The organism is Streptomyces sp. NPDC060031 (genome assembly GCF_042736805.1).
Lineage (GTDB): Bacteria > Actinomycetota > Actinomycetes > Streptomycetales > Streptomycetaceae > Streptomyces.
In genome coordinates, this window is record NZ_JBHWVM010000027.1 from 40,106 (window position 1) to 57,789 (window position 17,684).

Annotated in this window: 16 protein-coding genes and 1 tRNA gene; 4 read left to right on the forward strand and 13 right to left on the reverse strand. The window is 71.8% G+C overall.

Going from position 1 to position 17,684, the window contains the following annotated elements:
• Position 1: 1 nt before the first annotated feature.
• Positions 2-1,090 (reverse strand): energy-coupling factor ABC transporter permease, encoded by a 1,089-nt coding sequence (locus tag ACFWB8_RS15030; protein ID WP_385225997.1) that lies wholly within the window; start codon positions 1,088-1,090, stop codon positions 2-4.
• Between the two features lie 167 nt (positions 1,091-1,257).
• Between ACFWB8_RS15030 and ACFWB8_RS15035 the strand changes: the two genes are divergently transcribed.
• The gene (locus tag ACFWB8_RS15035; RefSeq protein ID WP_385225999.1) at positions 1,258-1,677 is read left to right on the forward strand and encodes an SsgA family sporulation/cell division regulator; all 420 of its coding nucleotides are present in this window, start codon (positions 1,258-1,260) and stop codon (positions 1,675-1,677) included.
• Between the two features lie 107 nt (positions 1,678-1,784).
• On the opposite strand, the gene ACFWB8_RS15040 is transcribed toward ACFWB8_RS15035, so the two are convergent.
• Together ACFWB8_RS15040 and ACFWB8_RS15045 are read right to left on the reverse strand one after the other, a co-directional pair.
• Positions 1,785-3,986, reverse strand: a complete 2,202-nt coding sequence (locus ACFWB8_RS15040) for an MMPL family transporter (protein ID WP_385226001.1) — start codon at positions 3,984-3,986, stop codon at positions 1,785-1,787.
• Between the two features lie 91 nt (positions 3,987-4,077).
• Entirely contained in the window at positions 4,078-4,668 is a 591-nt protein-coding gene (locus ACFWB8_RS15045; protein WP_385226003.1) for a TetR/AcrR family transcriptional regulator, read from the reverse strand.
• Positions 4,669-4,843: 175 nt separating this feature from the next.
• On the opposite strand from ACFWB8_RS15045, the gene ACFWB8_RS15050 reads away from it, so the two are divergent.
• Positions 4,844-8,131: a S41 family peptidase gene (locus ACFWB8_RS15050; protein WP_385226005.1), complete on the forward strand. Its 3,288-nt coding sequence runs from the start codon at positions 4,844-4,846 to the stop codon at positions 8,129-8,131.
• Between the two features lie 62 nt (positions 8,132-8,193).
• On the opposite strand, the gene ACFWB8_RS15055 is transcribed toward ACFWB8_RS15050, so the two are convergent.
• From ACFWB8_RS15055 to ACFWB8_RS15070, 4 genes are all read right to left on the reverse strand, one after another.
• Positions 8,194-8,373: a hypothetical protein gene (locus ACFWB8_RS15055; RefSeq protein WP_385226007.1), complete on the reverse strand. Its 180-nt coding sequence runs from the start codon at positions 8,371-8,373 to the stop codon at positions 8,194-8,196.
• Between the two features lie 75 nt (positions 8,374-8,448).
• Positions 8,449-9,333: an SDR family oxidoreductase gene (locus tag ACFWB8_RS15060; RefSeq protein WP_385226009.1), complete on the reverse strand. Its 885-nt coding sequence runs from the start codon at positions 9,331-9,333 to the stop codon at positions 8,449-8,451.
• Positions 9,330-10,256: an alpha/beta fold hydrolase gene (locus tag ACFWB8_RS15065; protein ID WP_385226011.1), complete on the reverse strand. Its 927-nt coding sequence runs from the start codon at positions 10,254-10,256 to the stop codon at positions 9,330-9,332. Before ACFWB8_RS15065 ends, ACFWB8_RS15060 begins: the two co-directional genes overlap by 4 nt.
• Positions 10,253-11,851 carry a flavin-containing monooxygenase gene (locus ACFWB8_RS15070; protein ID WP_385226013.1) on the reverse strand — a complete coding sequence of 533 codons (1,599 nt, stop codon included), beginning with the start codon at positions 11,849-11,851 and terminating at the stop codon, positions 10,253-10,255. Before ACFWB8_RS15070 ends, ACFWB8_RS15065 begins: the two co-directional genes overlap by 4 nt.
• 111 nt (positions 11,852-11,962) lie before the next feature.
• Here ACFWB8_RS15070 and ACFWB8_RS15075 point away from each other — a divergent pair, with 111 nt between their 5' ends.
• Positions 11,963-12,676, forward strand: coding sequence for a MerR family transcriptional regulator (locus ACFWB8_RS15075; protein ID WP_385226015.1), 714 nt, complete (start codon positions 11,963-11,965; stop codon positions 12,674-12,676).
• On the opposite strand, the gene ACFWB8_RS15080 is transcribed toward ACFWB8_RS15075, so the two are convergent.
• Positions 12,658-13,461, reverse strand: coding sequence for an exodeoxyribonuclease III (locus ACFWB8_RS15080; RefSeq protein WP_385226017.1), 804 nt, complete (start codon positions 13,459-13,461; stop codon positions 12,658-12,660). The genes ACFWB8_RS15075 and ACFWB8_RS15080 overlap by 19 nt on opposite strands.
• Before the next feature lie 38 nt (positions 13,462-13,499).
• On the opposite strand from ACFWB8_RS15080, the gene ACFWB8_RS15085 reads away from it, so the two are divergent.
• On the forward strand, positions 13,500-13,994 hold the full coding sequence (locus tag ACFWB8_RS15085) for a GNAT family N-acetyltransferase (RefSeq protein ID WP_385226019.1): 495 nt from the start codon (positions 13,500-13,502) through the stop codon (positions 13,992-13,994).
• An 81-nt stretch (positions 13,995-14,075) separates the two neighbouring features.
• On the opposite strand, the gene ACFWB8_RS15090 is transcribed toward ACFWB8_RS15085, so the two are convergent.
• The 5 genes from ACFWB8_RS15090 to ACFWB8_RS15110 all read right to left on the reverse strand — a co-directional run bounded on the left by ACFWB8_RS15090 (position 14,076) and on the right by ACFWB8_RS15110 (position 17,675).
• On the reverse strand, positions 14,076-14,948 hold the full coding sequence (locus ACFWB8_RS15090) for a hypothetical protein (RefSeq protein ID WP_385226021.1): 873 nt from the start codon (positions 14,946-14,948) through the stop codon (positions 14,076-14,078).
• A 32-nt stretch (positions 14,949-14,980) separates the two neighbouring features.
• The gene (locus ACFWB8_RS15095; RefSeq protein ID WP_385226023.1) at positions 14,981-15,289 is read right to left on the reverse strand and encodes an ALF repeat-containing protein; all 309 of its coding nucleotides are present in this window, start codon (positions 15,287-15,289) and stop codon (positions 14,981-14,983) included.
• 421 nt (positions 15,290-15,710) lie between these two features.
• Positions 15,711-15,784, reverse strand: a tRNA-Ala gene (locus ACFWB8_RS15100).
• A 78-nt stretch (positions 15,785-15,862) separates the two neighbouring features.
• The gene (locus ACFWB8_RS15105; RefSeq protein WP_385226025.1) at positions 15,863-16,909 is read right to left on the reverse strand and encodes a hypothetical protein; all 1,047 of its coding nucleotides are present in this window, start codon (positions 16,907-16,909) and stop codon (positions 15,863-15,865) included.
• 157 nt (positions 16,910-17,066) lie between these two features.
• Positions 17,067-17,675: a GNAT family N-acetyltransferase gene (locus ACFWB8_RS15110; RefSeq protein WP_385226027.1), complete on the reverse strand. Its 609-nt coding sequence runs from the start codon at positions 17,673-17,675 to the stop codon at positions 17,067-17,069.
• Positions 17,676-17,684: the final 9 nt, after the last annotated feature.

Below are 17,684 nucleotides of genomic sequence, written 5' to 3' on the forward strand. Positions count from 1 at the left end.
CTCAGACCGCCGACGAGGCCGTGGAGGCGGCGGTGAGGTCCTCCGCGCGGCGGCGGCGCACCGTCCAGAAGATCCCGGTGCCCACGACGACGGTCGCGCCGACGCCGATGACCCCGGCGAGGCCGCCGGAGAGACGGGCGTCGCCGACGTCCTTGACGCTGTAGTCGGCGAGCGGGGAGCCGGCGGCGGCGTGCTCGGTCACCTTCTGGTCGATGCCCTTGTCGGCGGCGACCTTCTCCAGGCCGTCGGGGCTGGAGGAGGCGTAGAAGGAGACGAAGCCGGCCAGCACGAGGGCGGTGACCAGTCCGGCGGCCCAGAGCTTCCTCGGGGAGCGGGCGGCGACGGCCACCGGGGCGGGGGCCGCGGCGGGGGCGTCGACCAGCACGCCGCCGACGCGCAGCTTGAGCGGCGCGGCCAGGCCTCGGGCGCCGTGCACCAGGTCCGGCCGTACGGCCAGTACGGCGCCCACGGTCGCGGCGGTGATGGCGGCCTCGCCGATGCCGATCAGGACGTGGACCCCGACCATGGCGCCGAACACCTTGTCGAAGGGCACGTCGGTGGTGCCGCCGAGGGCGTAGAAGAGGGAGAACATGACGGCCGCGCCGGGCACCGAGAACAGGGCTCCGGCGAAGGCGGCCGCGGTCACCGAGCGGCGGGTGTCCGGCAGCAGCTTGAGCAGCCCGCGGAAGATCGCGTACGCGACGACCACGGTCACGACGGCCATGTTCACGACGTTGACGCCGAGGGCGGTCAGGCCGCCGTCGGCGAAGAGGACGCCCTGCATGAGCAGCACCACGGACACGCACAGCACACCCGTGTAGGGGCCTACGAGTATCGCGGCGAGCGCCCCTCCCAGCAGGTGGCCGCTGGTGCCGGCGGCGACCGGGAAGTTCAGCATCTGCACGGCGAAGATGAAGGCGGCGACGAGCCCGGCGAGCGGCGCCGCGCGCTCTCCCCCGAAGCCTTCGGCCTGGGAGGTGCCCCCGAGCTCGCGGCGAGCGCCGCGGAGGCTGACGGCCACCGCACCGGCGGCCACCACTCCGGCGGCCACCGAGACGGGTGCGTTGATGAATCCGTCGGGCACATGCATGGAGTGGCTCCGCTTCTCACACAGTCTTTAACCGTTCAAGAATAGTGCCCAGTTGCAAATGGTTGGCAAGAGCGGCGCCGTCACAAATAGCGCCGTGCACTTTCGTCGGAATGTGCGAGGCTGGGGGCAATACGGACGGATATGTTCCGATTCGAGGAGTTCTGTCGATGCCAGCGACCGCCGAGAATCCACCCGCGACCGCGACCGCGACCGCCACCGTTTCCGCCGCCGCCGTCACCGCCGCCGTCGAGGAGCGGGTCCGCGCCCGCGTCATCACGGACGACCCCCTCTACCGGACCATCCCGGTCGCCCTGCGCTTCGCCCCCGCCGAGCCCCTGGCCGTACGCATCGTCTTCCCCGCCGACCTCTCCCCCGAGGGCACGGACAACGAGTGGGTCTTCCCCCGCGCCCTCCTGGAGGCCGGACTCCAGGCCCCGACGGGAACCGGCGACGTACGCATCTGGCCCTGTGGGCGGGTACAGGCCATCGTCGAGCTCCACTCCCCCGAGGGCGTCGCCGTGATCCAGTTCGACATCGCCGCCCTGCGGCGCTTCCTGCGGCGCACGTACGCCTCCGTCACCCGCTGAGCGCAACGCCGTACGACGACTCCCACGACACCGGCCCCGCACCTGTCGATCAGGTGCGGGGCCGGTGTCATGCGATCCGAGGGTCCGAGAACCCGAGGATCCGAGGATCAGACCTTGATCAGCTCGCGGTCCTTGTCCGGGCCCTGCGGGGAGGACGCCTCAAGGTGCTTGCGCAGGCTCTCGCCCTCCACGTCCACGTTCGGCAGGATCCGGTCCAGCCACTTCGGCAGCCACCAGGCCTTGTGGCCGAGCAGTGCGAGCACCGCCGGGACGATGGCCATGCGGACGACGAAGGCGTCGAAGAAGACGGCGACGGCCAGACCGAAGCCGATCATCTTCACCATCTGCTCGCTGGCCCCGATGAAGCCGGAGAACACCGCGATCATGATGACCGCCGCGGCCACGACCACCCGGGCGCTGTACTGGAAGCCGGTCACGACGGCCTGGCCCGGGCGCTCGCCGTGGACGTAGGCCTCACGCATGCGGGTGACGAGGAAGACCTCGTAGTCCATGGCCAGACCGAAGACCACGCCCACCATGAAGATCGGCATCATCGACATGATCGGACCGGTCTGCTCCACCCCGAAGAGCGAGCCGAGCCAGCCCCACTGGAAGACCGCGACGACGGCGCCGAGGGCGGCGACCACCGAGAGCAGGAAGCCGAGGGCCGCCTTGAGCGGGACCAGGACCGAGCGGAAGACGAGCATCAGCAGGAGGAAGGCGAGGCCGACGACGAGTGCCAGGTAGGGCAGCAGCGCGTCGTTCATCTTCTGCGAGAAGTCGATGTTCATCGCGGTCGCGCCGGTGACGAGGACATCGTCCCCGCTGTCCTCGCGGATCGTGTGGACCAGGTTCTCGGTCTCGACGGAGGACGGGCGGTCCTTCGGGATGACGGTGATCACCGAGGCGTCACCGGCCTCGTTGGTGGTCGGCGGGGTGACCGCGACCACGCCCTCCAGGCCCTTGATCCGGTCGGCCGTCTTCTCGGCGAGTGCCTTGTCGCCGTCCACGACCACCATCAGGGGGCCGTTGAAGCCCGGGCCGAAGCCCTCGGACAGCAGGTCGTACGCCTGGCGCTGGGTGGTGGAGACCGGCTGGGCGCCGTCGTCCGGGAGACCCATCTCCAGCTTGCTCGCCGGGATCGCGATGGCGCCGAGGCCGATCACGCCGACCAGCAGGACCATCACCGGGCGGCGCAGGACGAAGCGGGCCCAGCGGGTGCCGCCGTTGGGCTTGGCATCGGTGTCGGCGGGAGCGTCCTTGCCCTTGCCGAACAGCTTGCTCTTCGTACCGGCCGGCAGGACCTTCTTGCCCGCGAAGCCGAGCATGGCCGGGACCAGCGTCAGGGCCACGAGGACGGCGATGACCACGGTGCCCGCGGCCGCGAAGCCCATCTTGGTCAGCATCGGGATGTTGACGACGGCCAGGCCCACCAGGGCGATGACCACGGTCAGACCGGCGAAGACGACGGCGGAGCCAGCGGTTCCGGCGGCCCGTCCGGCCGCTTCGTCACGCTCGCGGCCCTCGGCGAGCTCCGCGCGGTAGCGGGAGACGATGAAGAGGGCGTAGTCGATGCCGACGGCCAGGCCGATCATCATCGCGAGGGTGGAGGTGGTGGAGCCCAGGTCCAGCACGTTGGCCAGCGCGGTGATGGAGGAGACGCCGATGCCCACGCCGATCAGCGCGGTCACCAGCGGCAGTCCGGCCGCGATCAGCGAACCGAAGGTGATGACGAGGACGATCGCGGCGATGGCGATGCCGATGATCTCGCCGGAGCCCGTGTCGGGGGCCGCCATCAGCGCGTCGCCGCCGATCTCGACGGTGAGGCCGGAGGCCTTGGCCGCGTCGCCCGACTCCTTGAGCGCGTCGCGCGTCGGGTCCTTGAGCTCCATGCCGCTGACGGTGTACTTGACGCTCACGTACGCGGTGGAGCCGTCCTGGCTGACGGCCTTGGCCTCGTACGGGTCGGCGACCGAGGAGATCTGCTCCTTGCCCGGGCCGTTCTTCAGGTCCGAGACGATCTTGTTGACCTGGTCCTTGACGGCCGGGGAGTCGACCTTCTCGCCCGCCGGAGCCTTGATGACGATACGGGCGGTGGCGCCGTCGGCGGCCATCCCCGGGAAGCGCTGGTCCAACAGGTCGAAGGCCTTCTGGGCCTCCGTGCCGGGTATCGAGAACGAGCCGGAGGTGGGCGCGGACGCCGACGCCGCGCCGAAGACGGCGGCGAACAGCAGCGCCACCCAGACGAGGGCGACGAAACGGCGGCGCCGGAAGGCGCCCCTGCCGAGTCGGTAAAGGAAGGTGGCCACGTCGGTGGTTCTCCCGTTCGGGTCGTGGATGGATCAGGGCATGGTGAGCCGGTCCGACGACGAGAGCGGCGTGTCAGGAACAGCGGGCAGATCAGACGCCGAGGGCGGGGAAGACCACGGCGTCGATGAAGTCACCGAGGAAGCACCGGTCGACCGACCGGTCCTCGATCAGCGGGAGCGCGATGAACGCCCCGATGAGCATGTGCGGTACGAAGGCCAGGGCCGGACAGTCCGGGGCGATCTCGCCGCGGTCCACCGCCCGCTGCAGCATCAGCTGCAGGCCGGTGATCTCCGGGTCGACCAGCAGGTCCCGCAGCGCCTTGTGGAGCTCCGGGCTCTCGTGGACCGCGTGGGCCAGGCCCCGCATGAGCGCGGTGTCCTTCGCCATCTGGTCGTCGTCGGAGTGCTCGATCATGAGCGCGAAGTCTCCGCGCAGGCTCCCCGTGTCGATCTCCCGCAGGGAGACCGGCTGGGTGCACCGCAGGGCTCGCGCGACCAGCTCCGGCTTGCTCCCCCACTGGCGGTAGAGGGTGGCCTTGCTGGATTTCGTCCGGGCGGCGACCGCGTCCATGGTCAGCGCTTCGTAGCCGACCTCGCGCAGGAGGTCGAGGACCGCCCCGTGGAGTTCGGCTTCCCGCTCGGGGGTGATCCGGCTGCGGCGCGACATGGCTTCTTCGGCCATCCCGGCATCTCCTTCCGGCGTCGCCCATCGAGACGAAACTGTTTCGTACGGCTAAGACGATACCCCTCGACCAAGCGAAACGAAACCGTTCCGTTTCGTTCTGCGCAGTGGCGTGGGTCACCTTGGATCACCTGTACGAGTTGCCAGCCTCCCTCGGCGCGGAAAGCATTGGGGGGTGAGTCACGACGTCGCGTACCTCCGGTTCCCGCACCTGCACGACGACCTGCTGTGTTTCGCCACCGAGGACGATCTTTGGGTGGCGCCCTTGGTTCCCCCTGGAGATCCGGTCGGCCGGGCCTGGCGGATCACCGTCGACCGGACCCGGGTCAGCCACCCCCGCTTCTCACCCGACGGCAGGCACATCGCCTTCACCACCTGGCGCAGCCTCGACCCCGAGATCCACCTCGCCCCCGTGGAAGGCGGCCCCGCCCGCCAGCTGAGCTACTGGGGCGCCACCGACACCCGCGTCTGCGGCTGGACCCCGCCCGACGAGGACGGCCGCAGCGACATCCTGGCCGTGTCCTCGCAGAACCAGCCCTTCTCCTACTTCGCCTGGGCCTACAGCCTGCCGACCGACGGCTCCCCCGGCGGCAAGCTCCCCTGGGGCCCGGTCTCGGACATCGCCGTCCACGACAGCGACGGGCCCGGCAGCGAGCGCCGCACCCTGCTGCTGACCGGCAAGCCCCCGCACGAGCCCGCCGCCTGGAAGCGCTACCGGGGCGGCGCCACCGGCCGGCTGTGGCTGCACGGCAAGCGGCTGCTGGAAGGTCTGGAGGGCCACCTCGACTCCCCGATGTTCGTCGACGGCCGGATCGCCTTCCTCTCCGACCACGAGGGCATCGGCAACCTCTACTCCTGCCTGCCCGACGGGAGCGGCCTGCGCCGGCACACCGACCACGGGGAGTTCTACGCCCGGCACGCCTCCAGCGACGGCTCCCGGATCGTCTACCAGTGCGCCGGGGACATCTGGCTCGTCGACTCCCTCGCCCCCGACAGCGCCCCGCGCAAGCTCGAGGTCCGCCTCGGCGGCCCCCGCGCGGGGCGGCGCACCTACCAGGTGCCGGCCGCCAGCCACGTCGACTCGCTGTCCGTCGACGCCACCGGGCGGGCCAGCGCCGTCGTGGTGCGCGGCAGCCTGTACTGGCTGACGCACCGCGACGGGCCCGCCCGGACCATCGCGGACACCCCGGGCGTGCGGGTCCGGCTGCCCGAGATGCTGGGCAGCGGCGGGCAGGTGGCGTACGTGACGGACGCGGAGGGCGAGGACGCGATCGAGATCGCCTACCTGCCGCGGGCCTCCGGGGAGCGGGAGCCGCGCCGGCTGGCCTCCGGCGAGCTGGGACGCGTACTGGAACTGCTGTCGGACCCGGACGGCGAGCGGCTCGCCATCGCCTCCAACGACGGGCGGCTGCTCCTGCTCAACGCGTCCGAGGATTCCGACGGGGAGGCCAGCGAGCTGATCCGGTCCGTCAACGGGCCGGTCACCGACCTGGCGTTCTCTCCCGACGGGACCTGGCTGACCTGGTCGCACCCGGGCGTCGGGCGTTCGCTGCGGCAGATCAAGATGGCCCGGATCTCGGGTCCCGGCGCGCGCACGGTCGTGGACGTCACCAACGGCCGCTTCGAGGACGAGAGTCCGGTCTTCACCCGGGACGGCCGCTACCTCGCCTTCCTGTCGTGGCGCGGCTTCGACCCGGTCTACGACGTGCACACCGGCGACCTGTCCTTCCCGCTGGGCTGCCGCCCGTACCTCGTGCCGCTCTCCTCGGCGACCCCCTCGCCCTTCGCCTACTCGGCCGACGGCCGCCCCGCTGCGGGCGGGCTCGACCCGGGCGAGGGGGACTCCGACTCCGGCGACGGCGCGGTGACCGTGGAGGTGGAGGGGCTGGAGAGCCGGGTCACGCCCTTCCCGGTGTCCGCCTCGAAGTACTCGGCCCTGCACCCGGTGAGCGGCGGCGGGCTGGTGTGGCTGCGCTGGCCCATCTCCGGGGCGCTCGGCGAGACCTTCGCCAACCCGGCCGACACCAGCGGCAAGCCGACGCTGGAGTACTTCGACATCACCAAGGCCCGCAAGACCGAACTGGCCGCCGGGCTCGACTGGTTCGCGGTCAGCGGCGACGGCACGCGGCTGGTGGTCAACGACGACGGGGACCTGCGGGCGGTCCCCACGACCGAGTCGGGCGACAGTGACTCCACCGTCTACCTGGACCTGCGGCGGATCCTGCACGAGGTGGACCCGGCGGCCGAGTGGCGCCAGGCCTTCGAGGAGGCCGGGCGACTCATCCGCGCCTACTTCTGGGAGCCGGGCATGTGCGGCATCGACTGGGACGGGGTGCTGCGCCAGTACCGCCCGCTGGTCGAACGGGTCGCCTCCCCGGACGAGTTCGCCGACCTGATGCGCGAGGTCCTCGGCGAGCTGGGCACCTCGCACGCGTACGTCTCCCCCGCGCGCCGCAACGAAGGCCCCCCGCACTACCAGCGGGCCATCGGGCTGCTCGGCGCCAACCTGGTCCCCCGGGACGGGGCCTGGGTCATCGCCCGGATCCTGCCCGGCGAGTCCTCCGACTCCAAGGCCCGCTCCCCGCTCGCCGGCACCGGCATCCGCGAGGGCGCGGTCCTCACCCACGTGGACGGCCGGCCGGTGGATCCGGTCGCCGGGCCCTATCCGCTGCTCACGGCGGCGGGCGGCACGACGGTGGAGCTCACCTTCGAGCCCGCGGAGGGCGAGGGCCGGGCCAGGCGGGTGGCGGTCGTACCGCTGATCGACGAGAGGCCGCTGCGCTACCAGGACTGGGTCTCCAAGCGGCGCGCGGTGGTCCGCGAGATCAGCGGGGGCCGGTGCGGCTACCTGCACATCCCCGACATGGGCGGCTCGGGCTGGGCGCAGTTCAACCGCGACCTGCGGATGGAGATGTCCCGGCCGGCCCTGATCGTGGACGTGCGCGGCAACGCGGGAGGGCACATCAGCGAGCTGGTGGTGGAGAAGCTGACCCGCTCGATCCTCGGCTGGGACCTGACCCGTAACGCCCAGCCGGTCTCGTACGCCTCGAACGCGCCCCGGGGTCCGATCGTGGCGCTGGCCGACGAGGCGACGTCCTCCGACGGCGACATGATCACCGCGGCCTTCAAGCTGCTGGGTCTCGGCCCGGTGGTCGGCCAGCGCACCTGGGGCGGGGTGGTGGGCATGACCGGCCGGCACACCCTCGGCGACGGCACGGTGATCACGGTGCCGATGAACGCGGCCTGGTTCCCGGAGTACGGGTGGTCGGTGGAGAACCACGGCGTGGAGCCGGACCTGGCGATCCTGCGCACTCCGCTCGACTGGGCGGAGGGGCGGTACGCGCAGCTCGACGACGCGGTGCACCTGGCGCTGGAGCTGCTGGAGCAGGACCCGGCCCTGCAGCCGCCCGGGTACACGGACGTACCGGACCGGCGCCGTCCGAAGCTGCCGCCGCGGGAGTAGGACGCGCGCGAGGGGCGCGACCCGTCCGGAACGGAGGGTCGCGCCCCTCGCGGGTCGCCCGGCTACTTGTCGAAGTCGTCGTCGAAGGCCTCACGGGCCTTCTGGGGCCGCGCCTTCGGGTCCCGCTCGGCCCGCGAGGAACGCTCCGAGGCCTCGCCCTCGGCGCCTTGCGCCTCGGCCTTGGCCTTGGCCTGCTCCGCGAGCTGCTTCGCCTTGTCCTGGAACTGGTCCTTGAGACCCATGCTGTTCCCTCCTGGAGGGGTGTCGGGGCTTGGCCCGACCCAGCCTGGCACGGGCCGACAAAGGCCGCATTCCGACTAGCCGCGCTGTACCCGCTCCTGCTCGTCCGCGGCCCCGCCGGCTCCCACAAGTCCCTTGGAGACACCGGCCAGTCGCGGTTCGAACCGCTTCATCTCGCGCTGGCCGACCGCCCCGATGATCCCCGGCAGGTAGCCGCGGACCCCCTGCATCCCGCGCAGCCACCACTGCGCGTACACGTGCGCCGAGCGCCGCTCGATGCCCGCCACGATCCGGTCGACGGCCGGTCCCAGCGGGTACGTGCGGTTGGACGGCCACGGCAGCCGCTGGCGCAGCTCCCGCATGACCTCGTCCTGGTCCGCGCCGCGCACCATGTCGGTGTCGGTCCAGGAGAGGTAGCCGACGCCCACCTTGACGCCCTTGTAGCCGACCTCGGCGCGCAGGCAGTGGGCGAAGGCCTCGACTCCCGACTTGGAGGCGCAGTACGCCGTCATCATCGGCGCCGGGGTGATCGCGGCGAGCGAGGCGATCTGGAGGAAGTAGCCGCGGCTCTCCATCAGGACGGGCAGGAAGGCCCGGCCGGTGACGGCTCCGCCGATGAGGTTGACCTCGATCACGCGGCGCCAGGCGTCGGGGTCGGAGTCGACGAACGGGCCGCCGGCGGCCACGCCCGCGTTGGCGACGACGATGTCCACCTTCCCGAAGCGCTGCTTGACCTCCTGCGCGACGCGGGCCATGGCCTCGTGGTCGGTGACGTCGGCGTACCAGTGGTCGCTGTCGGTGTGCAGCCGCTCGGAGACCTCCTTGAGGGCCTCCGGTTCGAGCCCCACCAGGGCGATCTTCGCGCCGCGCGCGGAGAGCTTGCGGGCGAGCAGCTCACCGACCCCGCGGGCGGCGCCGGTGACGACGGCGACCTGGCCTTCCAGACTCCTGCGAGCGCTCACGGCGTCTTCTCCTTCTCGGGGGCGGGAAGGTACGAGTCGACCAGTTCCCGCACGGCGTTGGTGACGGCTTCCGGGGCCTCGATCGGGGTCATGTGCCCCATGCCCGTCAGCTCGGTGAGCCCGACGCAGTTCGGCAGCGCGGCGGCGAGCCCGCGGGCGTGCACGATCGGCGTCAGGCGGTCGTTCTTGCCGCCGATGACGGCGGTGGGCACGGTGAGCGCGGCCAGGTTCGCGTCCAGGTCCAGCTCGGCCAGCACCCGGGACCACGCGTGGCGGACCCCGGTGGGGCAGGCGTGCACGATACGGGCGCAGGCCTCGACCTTGTCGGGAGCGGAACCGGGGCCCATGGTGGCGTACTTCAGCACCATCCTGGCCACGGGCGTGACGGGTCCGAGCGGGGCGCGCGAGCCGAGTACCGCGCCGGTGATACGGGTCCGCGCGCGCCCGGCGCGGACCGGCAGGACCAGCGATTCCTGGACCAGCCCGCTGCTGCCGGTGCTGCACAGCAGGGCGGCCGCGGTGTGCTCGTCGAACTCCGGCCGCCCGGCGGCGGCCATGATCGTCATGCCGCCCATGGAGTGGCCCGCGACCACGGCCCGCTCGCCGGGGGCCAGGACGGCCCGCAGGACGGCGACGAGGTCGTCCGCGAGGGCGGTGACGCCGTACGCGGTGGCGGCGGGGCTGCGGCCGTGCCCGCGCTGGTCGTAGGCGATGACCCGGTGGGTGCTCGCCAGGGCCCGTATCGGCGCGGCCCAGAAGGCGGTGGAACAGGTCCAGCCGTGGGCCAGCACCACGGCCGGCGCGCCCTCCTCCCCGTGCACCTCGACGTGCAGCCGTGCCCCGTCGGCGGAGGTGGCGACCAGCTCCCGCCGCGCGGCCGGGGGCGCGTACGGCCCGGCCGTGACGTGCGTCAGGCGGCTCACGCGGCGCCCTCCTCTGCGGGGGCGGCCTTGGCGGTGCGCGGGGCGGGCGTCGCCTCCATCGCGGCGGCCGCGGGCTCGCGTTCCCGGACGCGCACGACCTCGTACTCGCTCAGGTCCACGCTCCGCGTCTCCTTGCGGAACTCGCCGGTGGTCCCCGGCCAGACCGTGGTGTTGCGGCCCTGCGCGTCCAGGTACCAGCTGGTGCAGCCGCCCGTGTTCCACACGGTCCGCCGCATCCGGTCCTGGACCCGGCGGTTCCAGGTGTGGACGGCCGAGGGCCTGGCCGCGAGCGCGACCCGGCCGCCGAGGACGTCGAGCTGCCGCATGTAGTCGGCCATGTAGGCGAGCTGCGACTCGATCATGAGGATCATCGAGCTGTTCCCGAGCCCGGTGTTCGGCCCGATGATCGTCATCCAGTTCGGGAAGCCGGCCGCCGTCGCCCCGCGCAGCGACTGCATCCCGTCCTTCCATACCTCCGCGAGGGTCTTGCCCTCCGCGCCCACCACCCGGTCGGCGATCGGCATGTCCGTGACGTGGAAGCCGGTGCCGAAGACGATCGCGTCGACCTCGGTCTCCGTCCCGTCGGCCGCGACCAGCACCGACCCGCGGATCTCCTTCAGCCCGGAGGCGACCAGGTCCACATTGGGCCGGGCCAGCGCCGGGTAGTACTCGCTCGACAGCAGGATCCGCTTGCAGCCGATCCGGTACGAGGGCGTCAGCTTGGCCCGCAGCGCCGGGTCCTTGATCGAGCGCGCCATGTTCGCCTTGGCCAGCGACTCGATGAGCCCGAGCTGGTTCGGCCGCTTGGTGAAGGCGCTGACCTGCAGTTCCCGTATCCCCCACAGCAGCCCGCGCCGCGCCGCCCGGGTGAAGGGCAGCTGGCGGTGCAGCCAGCGCTCCACGGCGCTGATGGCCCGGTCGGTGCGCGGCATCACCCACGGCGGGGTCCGCTGGAAGAGCGTGAGGCGCTCCACGTCGGGTGCGACGGCGGGCACGATCTGGATGGCGGAGGCGCCCGTGCCGATCATGGCGACGCGCTTGCCGCGCAGGTCGTAGTCGTGGTCCCAGCGGGCCGAGTGGAAGACCTTGCCGGGGAATCCCGCGAGTCCGGGGACCTCGGGCATCTTCGGGTCGGACAGCGGCCCGGTGGCGGAGACGACGACATCGGCGGTGAGGTCGCCGCCCGAGGTCTCGATCTCCCACCTCAGCGCGTCGGCGTCCCAGCGCATCATCCGGACCTCGTGGTTCAGCCGGATGTGCCGGCGCAGCCCGAAGGTGTCGGCGACGTGCTCCAGGTACTCACGGATGGCCGGCTGCCCGGAGAAGGTCCGGGGCCAGTCGGGGTTGGGCGCGAAGGAGAAGGAGTAGAGGTGCGAGGGGACGTCGCACGCGCACCCGGGGTAGCTGTTGTCGCGCCAGGTCCCGCCGACGGAACCGGCCCGTTCCAGTACGACGAAGTCCGTGATCCCCTCGCGCCGCAGTCGCACGGCGGCGCCCAGTCCGCCGAACCCGGACCCGATCACCGCCACCCGTACGTGCTCGCGTCCCGCGATGTCGTTGCCGACCGTGCCGCCCATGCCCGCCGCCTTCCGCATCTGCAACCTTGCCAGCAATCACTGGCACAATCGGGAGAGTAGAGCAGCCCCGTACCCATGGGTAGGGGTCACGCCCGGAAAGTTACTGCGGGTACGCCATAGGCTTCGACCGTGGCTGAAACGGAAGCGGGGACAGCAGTGCACGAATACCGTACGGAGGAACTGGCCGAGGCGGCCGGCATACCCGTACGCACCCTGCGCTTCTACCGGGAGCGCAGACTCCTCCCGCCGCCGCGCCGCCAGGGTCGCATCGCCTGGTACGACGACCACCACCTGGCCCGGCTCCGCACCATCGCCGCGCTGCTGGAGCGCGGCCACACCCTCGGCGGCATCGCCGAGCTGACCGCCGCCTTCGAGAGCGGCCGCGACGTCAGCCAGCTGGGCGAGCTGCTCGGCATCGGCTGGTCGGAGGAGACCCCGGTCCGGCTGACGCCGGAGGCCCTGGCCGACTACTTCGAGGGCGAGGTCACCCCGGAGAACCTGGCGGCCTCCCTGGACCTCGGCTACCTCGCCACCGACGGGGAGGAGATCGTGCACGTCAGCCGCCGGCTGCTGGACGTCTCCTCCGCGCTCGTCCGCGAGGGGGTCCCGCTGTCCGCCGTGCTGGAGACGGGCCGCCGGGTCCGCGAGCACGCGGACGCGATGGCGGCCCTGTTCACCGAGCTGATCTCCGCGCACATCGGGGAGGAGGCCCTGCCCCGGCTGCGCCCGCTGGCCAAGAGCGTGGTCGAGGCCGAGCTCACCATGGCGATGGACCGCCTGCACAAGCCTTCCGCGCAGGAGCGGGTGGCCCAGGACCCGCCCGCTCAGGCGCCCAGCTCGTAGACCACGGTCACGGGGGCGTGGTCGGACCACCGCTCGGGGTGCGTCTCGGCCCGCTCGACGAAGGCCTTCACGGCCTTGCCGGCCAGCCCCGGGCTCGCGACCTGGAGGTCGATGCGCCACCCGGCGTCGTTGTCGAAGGCCCGCCCGCGGTAGGACCACCAGGAGTACGGCCCCTCGGTGTCGGGGTGCAGGCTGCGTACGACGTCGACGTATCCGGCCTCGGCGTACACCTTGCCGAGCCACTCCCGCTCCTCGGGCAGGAAGCCGGCGTTCTTGCGGTTGGTCTTCCAGTTCTTGAGGTCGGCTTCCTGGTGGCAGATGTTCCAGTCACCGCACACCACGACCTCGCGCCCGTCGGCGGCGGCCCGCGCCTTCAGCCCGGCGAGGTAGGGCGCGAACTCCTCCATGAACCGGTACTTCTCGTCCTGCTTCGCGGTCCCGGCCTCCCCGGAGGGCAGGTACAGGCTCGCCACGGTCACACCAGGCAGGTCCACCTCGACGTACCGCCCGGAGGAGTCGAACTCCTCGCTCCCGAAGCCGACCCGCACCCGCTCGGGCGCGCGGCGCGTGTAGAGCGCGACCCCGGCGCGGCCCTTGGCGGCGGCCGGCGCGAACACGGTGTGCCAGCCCTCGGGCTCCCGGGCCTCCGCCGGAATCTGACCTTCCTCGGCCCGTACCTCTTGCAGGCAGACGACGTCGGCGTCGGATCCCTGGAGCCACTCCACGAAGCCCTTCTTGGCGGCGGCGCGGATCCCATTCACATTCACGGAGGTCACAGTGAGCATCCCTGCACCCTAGCGGGAGGGTTCCGTACGATATTCGAATGTCTCACGGTATAAACGTCCGCCCCGTGCCGTACGACCACCCGGACGCGGTCAAACTCAACGACCAGGTCCAGCTCGAGTACCAGGTGCGGTACGACGGCGAGGGCGATGTCACATTCCTCGACCCGGCGATGTTCGCCCCGCCGAGCGGCCTCTACCTGCTCGCGTACGACGCCACGGGCGCGCCGGTCGCCAGCGGCGGCTGGCGCAGCCAGGACGCGAACGACGAGGGCTACTCGGACGGCGACGCCGAGCTGAAGCGCATGTACGTGGTCCCCGAGGCCCGCGGCCTGGGCCTGGCCCGCCGGATCCTGGCGGAACTCGAAGCCGACGCCCGCGCGGCGGGCCGCGTCCGCATGGCCCTGGAGACGGGTGACCAGCAGCCGGAGGCGATAGCCCTCTACCTCTCGTCGGGCTACACGACGTCCGAGAAGTTCGGCCACTACCGCTTCTACGACTCGAGCCGCTGCATGACGAAGCCGCTCAGCCGGTGACCCCGCCCCCGTGAACGCACGAACCGGCCGCCAGTCCGAAGACGGACGGCCGGTCCTTTTTCCATGCGTTCCGCGAGCCCGCTAGCGCGGGTCCTCGACGAGGTACTCGACCGTCTCGATCACGTACTCGCCGAGCGTGAAGGCGGCATTGATCTCCTGGTACTCCGTCCAGGCCGCGGGTGCGACCGGGGCCGAACCCGCGACGTGCAGCCGCAGCAGCAGCCGGAACGCCAGCTCCGCCGAGACCGTCCGCGCGCAGACGGCGAGCACCTCCCGGAGTTCCACCGGGAGCGGCGCCGCCCCGACGGCCCGCAGCACCCGGTCCCGCAGCTGCGGGACCTCCCACAGCGGGTCGGTCTCGGGCCGGGCGCTGCCGTGGGTGCGCTGCCCGTCACGGCCGACCGCCTGGAAGCGGCCGAGCAGGTCACGCCCCGACTCGGACGGCCCGAACCGGTAGTTCTCGGACGTCGCCGCTTCCCAGAGCAGCTCGATCTGGCCGTCGCTCAACGCGGAGCCCATCAGCAGCGAGGCGTCGTGCTCCAGGGCCGCGGCCCCCTCGCTCGACCCGACACACCCGAGCGCCACGTCCTCGACCTCCCCGGCATGGCCCCAGTCCTGGTGGAAGGCTCCCGCCAGCCGGGTCAGGCCGAAGTCGAAGTCGGTGAATCTCTCGCGGGGCATGTCTCTCCCATGGACGTCGTTCCAGGCCGCGATGGCCAGGTCGGCCGCTTCCGTGGCGCTCTTTCCCGCGGCCAGCGCCGAATCGCGGGCCTTGGCCGCGGACTCGTCGGCCGAGGCCGCGGAGTCATGGGCGTACTGCGCCGAGAACTCGGCCTGTGCGGCCGACTCCTCGGCCGCGTCGGCGTCCCGGTCGGCCCGCGCCGCCGCGTCGGCGTCGCCCTCGGCCTGGTTGGCCCGCAACGCGGCCTCGGCGGCCTTCCAGCGGTTCTCCATCGCCTTGGCCGCGATGCCCGATGCCTCGGCGATCAGCCGCTCACAGCCAGGCCGCCGGTGGCGAACAACCGGCTGGCCTCGATGTAGTTGTCGTCGTACTCGATGTCCGGGCCGTCTTCGAGGTACTTCTTGATGTCCGCGTCGGATCCGAGGAGCGCGCGCTCGGCGGCCTCCTTGATGCCGACGCCGCCGGTCTGCCAGTACGCGACGGCCTGGGTCCGGTCCGACAGCGCCGCGGGCAGCAGCACTCCGAAAGCGCCGCGCAGCAGGGCAGCCCTTTCCCGCGCGCGCCGTCGACTACCGGAACGTGGTGTCCCGGTGAAGGATATGCGCCGTTTCATTCCGGCAGGTCCTCACTCGTTGATGGGGACAACCCCGTTGCACGCAGCTGCAATGGACTGCGCAACGCCCCCCGGCGACCGCCCCGCGAGCCGAAGACCGCGTGCATGGCGCTTCAGACCGCGAACCACCAGCAGGATTGCCAGACATGGGCACACGCCTCGCCCAAAGGGCCTGCCGTGCAACGCGGTTGAAACTACGCAGATCCTATACATTGTTTACGTGCGTGAATTGAGCACTTGAATGCGTCGACGGCGGCGATCAGCCGTGCGGGCGTACCCGCCGCGAGGGCTCCGAGGGCGCGGGCGGACGGGCGGGGACGGCGGGGCGTCAACCGGCCCGGAAATGCAGAGATCCCGCCCGGTCTTGCGACCGGACGGGATCTCTTGACGTTCCCGAGAGCTACTCGCGAACTGTCGTTTGTGGACCTGTGGGGATTTGAACCCCAGACCCCCTCGATGCGAACGAGGTGCGCTACCAGACTGCGCCACAGGCCCTTGCGACGTGTGAAACATTAGCATCCCCGCGCGGGTGCTCCAAAACCGATAGCCAGGAGCGTCCGCGCAGGTCACCGATCACTCGTTCGCGGCGCGGGGGCGCTCGTCGCTCTCGTACTGGTCGAACAGCGGCGTGCGGGCCGTGTCACGGGTGCGGGGCCGGGACGGGGGCTGCTGCTGGGGGTGGGGCTGGGCGCGCAGGCGCGGTTCCGTCGGCTCCGCGGTGCTGGAGCGGGCCGCGCTCCAGGCGTCGGGAGCCGCCGGGCCGGTGGCGCGCGGGGCCACCGGGGCCGTCACGTACGTCGGCAGCGGGACCGGGACCGGCTCCCAGCTGTCACCGCGGGCGGGGCCGCGCTCGCGTTCGCGCTGCTGGTCCACCCACTCGGCGTGATCGGTCTGCTCGACCAGTGCGCGGCGCCCGGCCTCCTGCGGGGAGACCGGTGGCGCCGGGTCCGGTTCGGAGCCGGCCGCGGTGGCGTCTTCGGGGTACTCGGGGTATTCGGGGTATTCGGCCTCGCGCCGCCGCGGACGGTTCTCGCGGAGCTGGCGGGCGGCGGCCTCGGCGCGCCGCCGGTCCATGGTGAACTCGTAGCGCCGCCGCTCCTGGACCCGCAGGTGCACGATGTACGTGCTCAGCAGCAGGGCGGGGACGGCCGGGGCCCACAGGTACTGCAGGCCGCCGACGGCCGCGGCGACGGCACCGAGGGTGAAGATCAGGAAGAGGAGCGCGGTGGTGCGCCGCCGGCGCGCGAGCACCTGGAGGCGCTGCTCGCGCCGGGCGCGCTCAGCCCGGTCCGCCCGCTCGGACGCGGCCGATCTCGGCTCCGCCCTGGTCGGGGGCACGGCGATGACCCGGGCGTCGGCGTCCACGGAATTCACCGTTTCCGTCGCGGCGTCCGGGTCCGCGGGGGGCTGGGGCTGCGCCTCTTCGTCACTGCGCCCGCGCAGTCCCTTGGCGTAACGGCGCTCCATTCCCGCCCGGCCGGACAACAGCCGGATGGCAGTGGAGAAGCGTTCCGTCGGACGGGCTTCGTTCAGCTCGTCCTGCCTCCGGAGCCACATGGGCACCAAGTAGGCGGCCCAGGCCCCGACAATGACTGCGTAGATGAGGCCGCTGCTGCTCACACCTCACACCGTAGAGGGGCGCGGCCGAGGGAATCCGCCAATTGAGCCGGTGTGTCGCACGATCCGGCTGATATCACGGACTTTTTTTGTGATTCTTCGGATCAAGTTATGGGCGAATCGGTTCCCGAACGCTCAAATTCGAACGGATATTCGCTTTTTATTTGGGCGGCGCGTGCGGGTGCCGTCCGCGGTGCCAGCGGCGCAGCAGCCCCTCCGGCACCTCCTCCATCGTGAGCGCGTACACGAGGTGGTCCCGCCACGCCCCGTCGATGTGCAGATAGCGCGGGCGCAGTCCCTCCTCGCGAAAGCCCAGCTTCTCCACGACCCGCCGGCTCGGCCCGTTCTCCGGGCGGATGCACACCTCGATCCGGTGCAGCCCCACCTTCGCGAAACAGTGGTCCACGGCCATCGCGACCGCCGTCGGCATCACCCCGCGGCCCGCCACCTCGCGGTCCACCCAGTAGCCGACGTGGCCCGCGCACATCGATCCCCAGGTGATCCCGGCGACCGTCAGCTGGCCGACGAGCCGGCCCTGGTACTCGATGACGAAGGGCAGCATGCGCCCCGCGTTCGCCTCCGCCCGCAGATGGCGGACCATCTGGCGGTACGTGGGCCGCTGGATCACCGGCCCCCAGGGCGCGGGCGGCGGGATCGTCGCCTCCCACGGCCGCAGCCAGTCGCGGTTGCGGCGGTTGACCTCGCGCCAGGCGGCCTGGTCCCGCAGCTTTATCGGCCGGAGCGTGACGTCGCCGTCGGTCAGCACCACCGGCCAGGA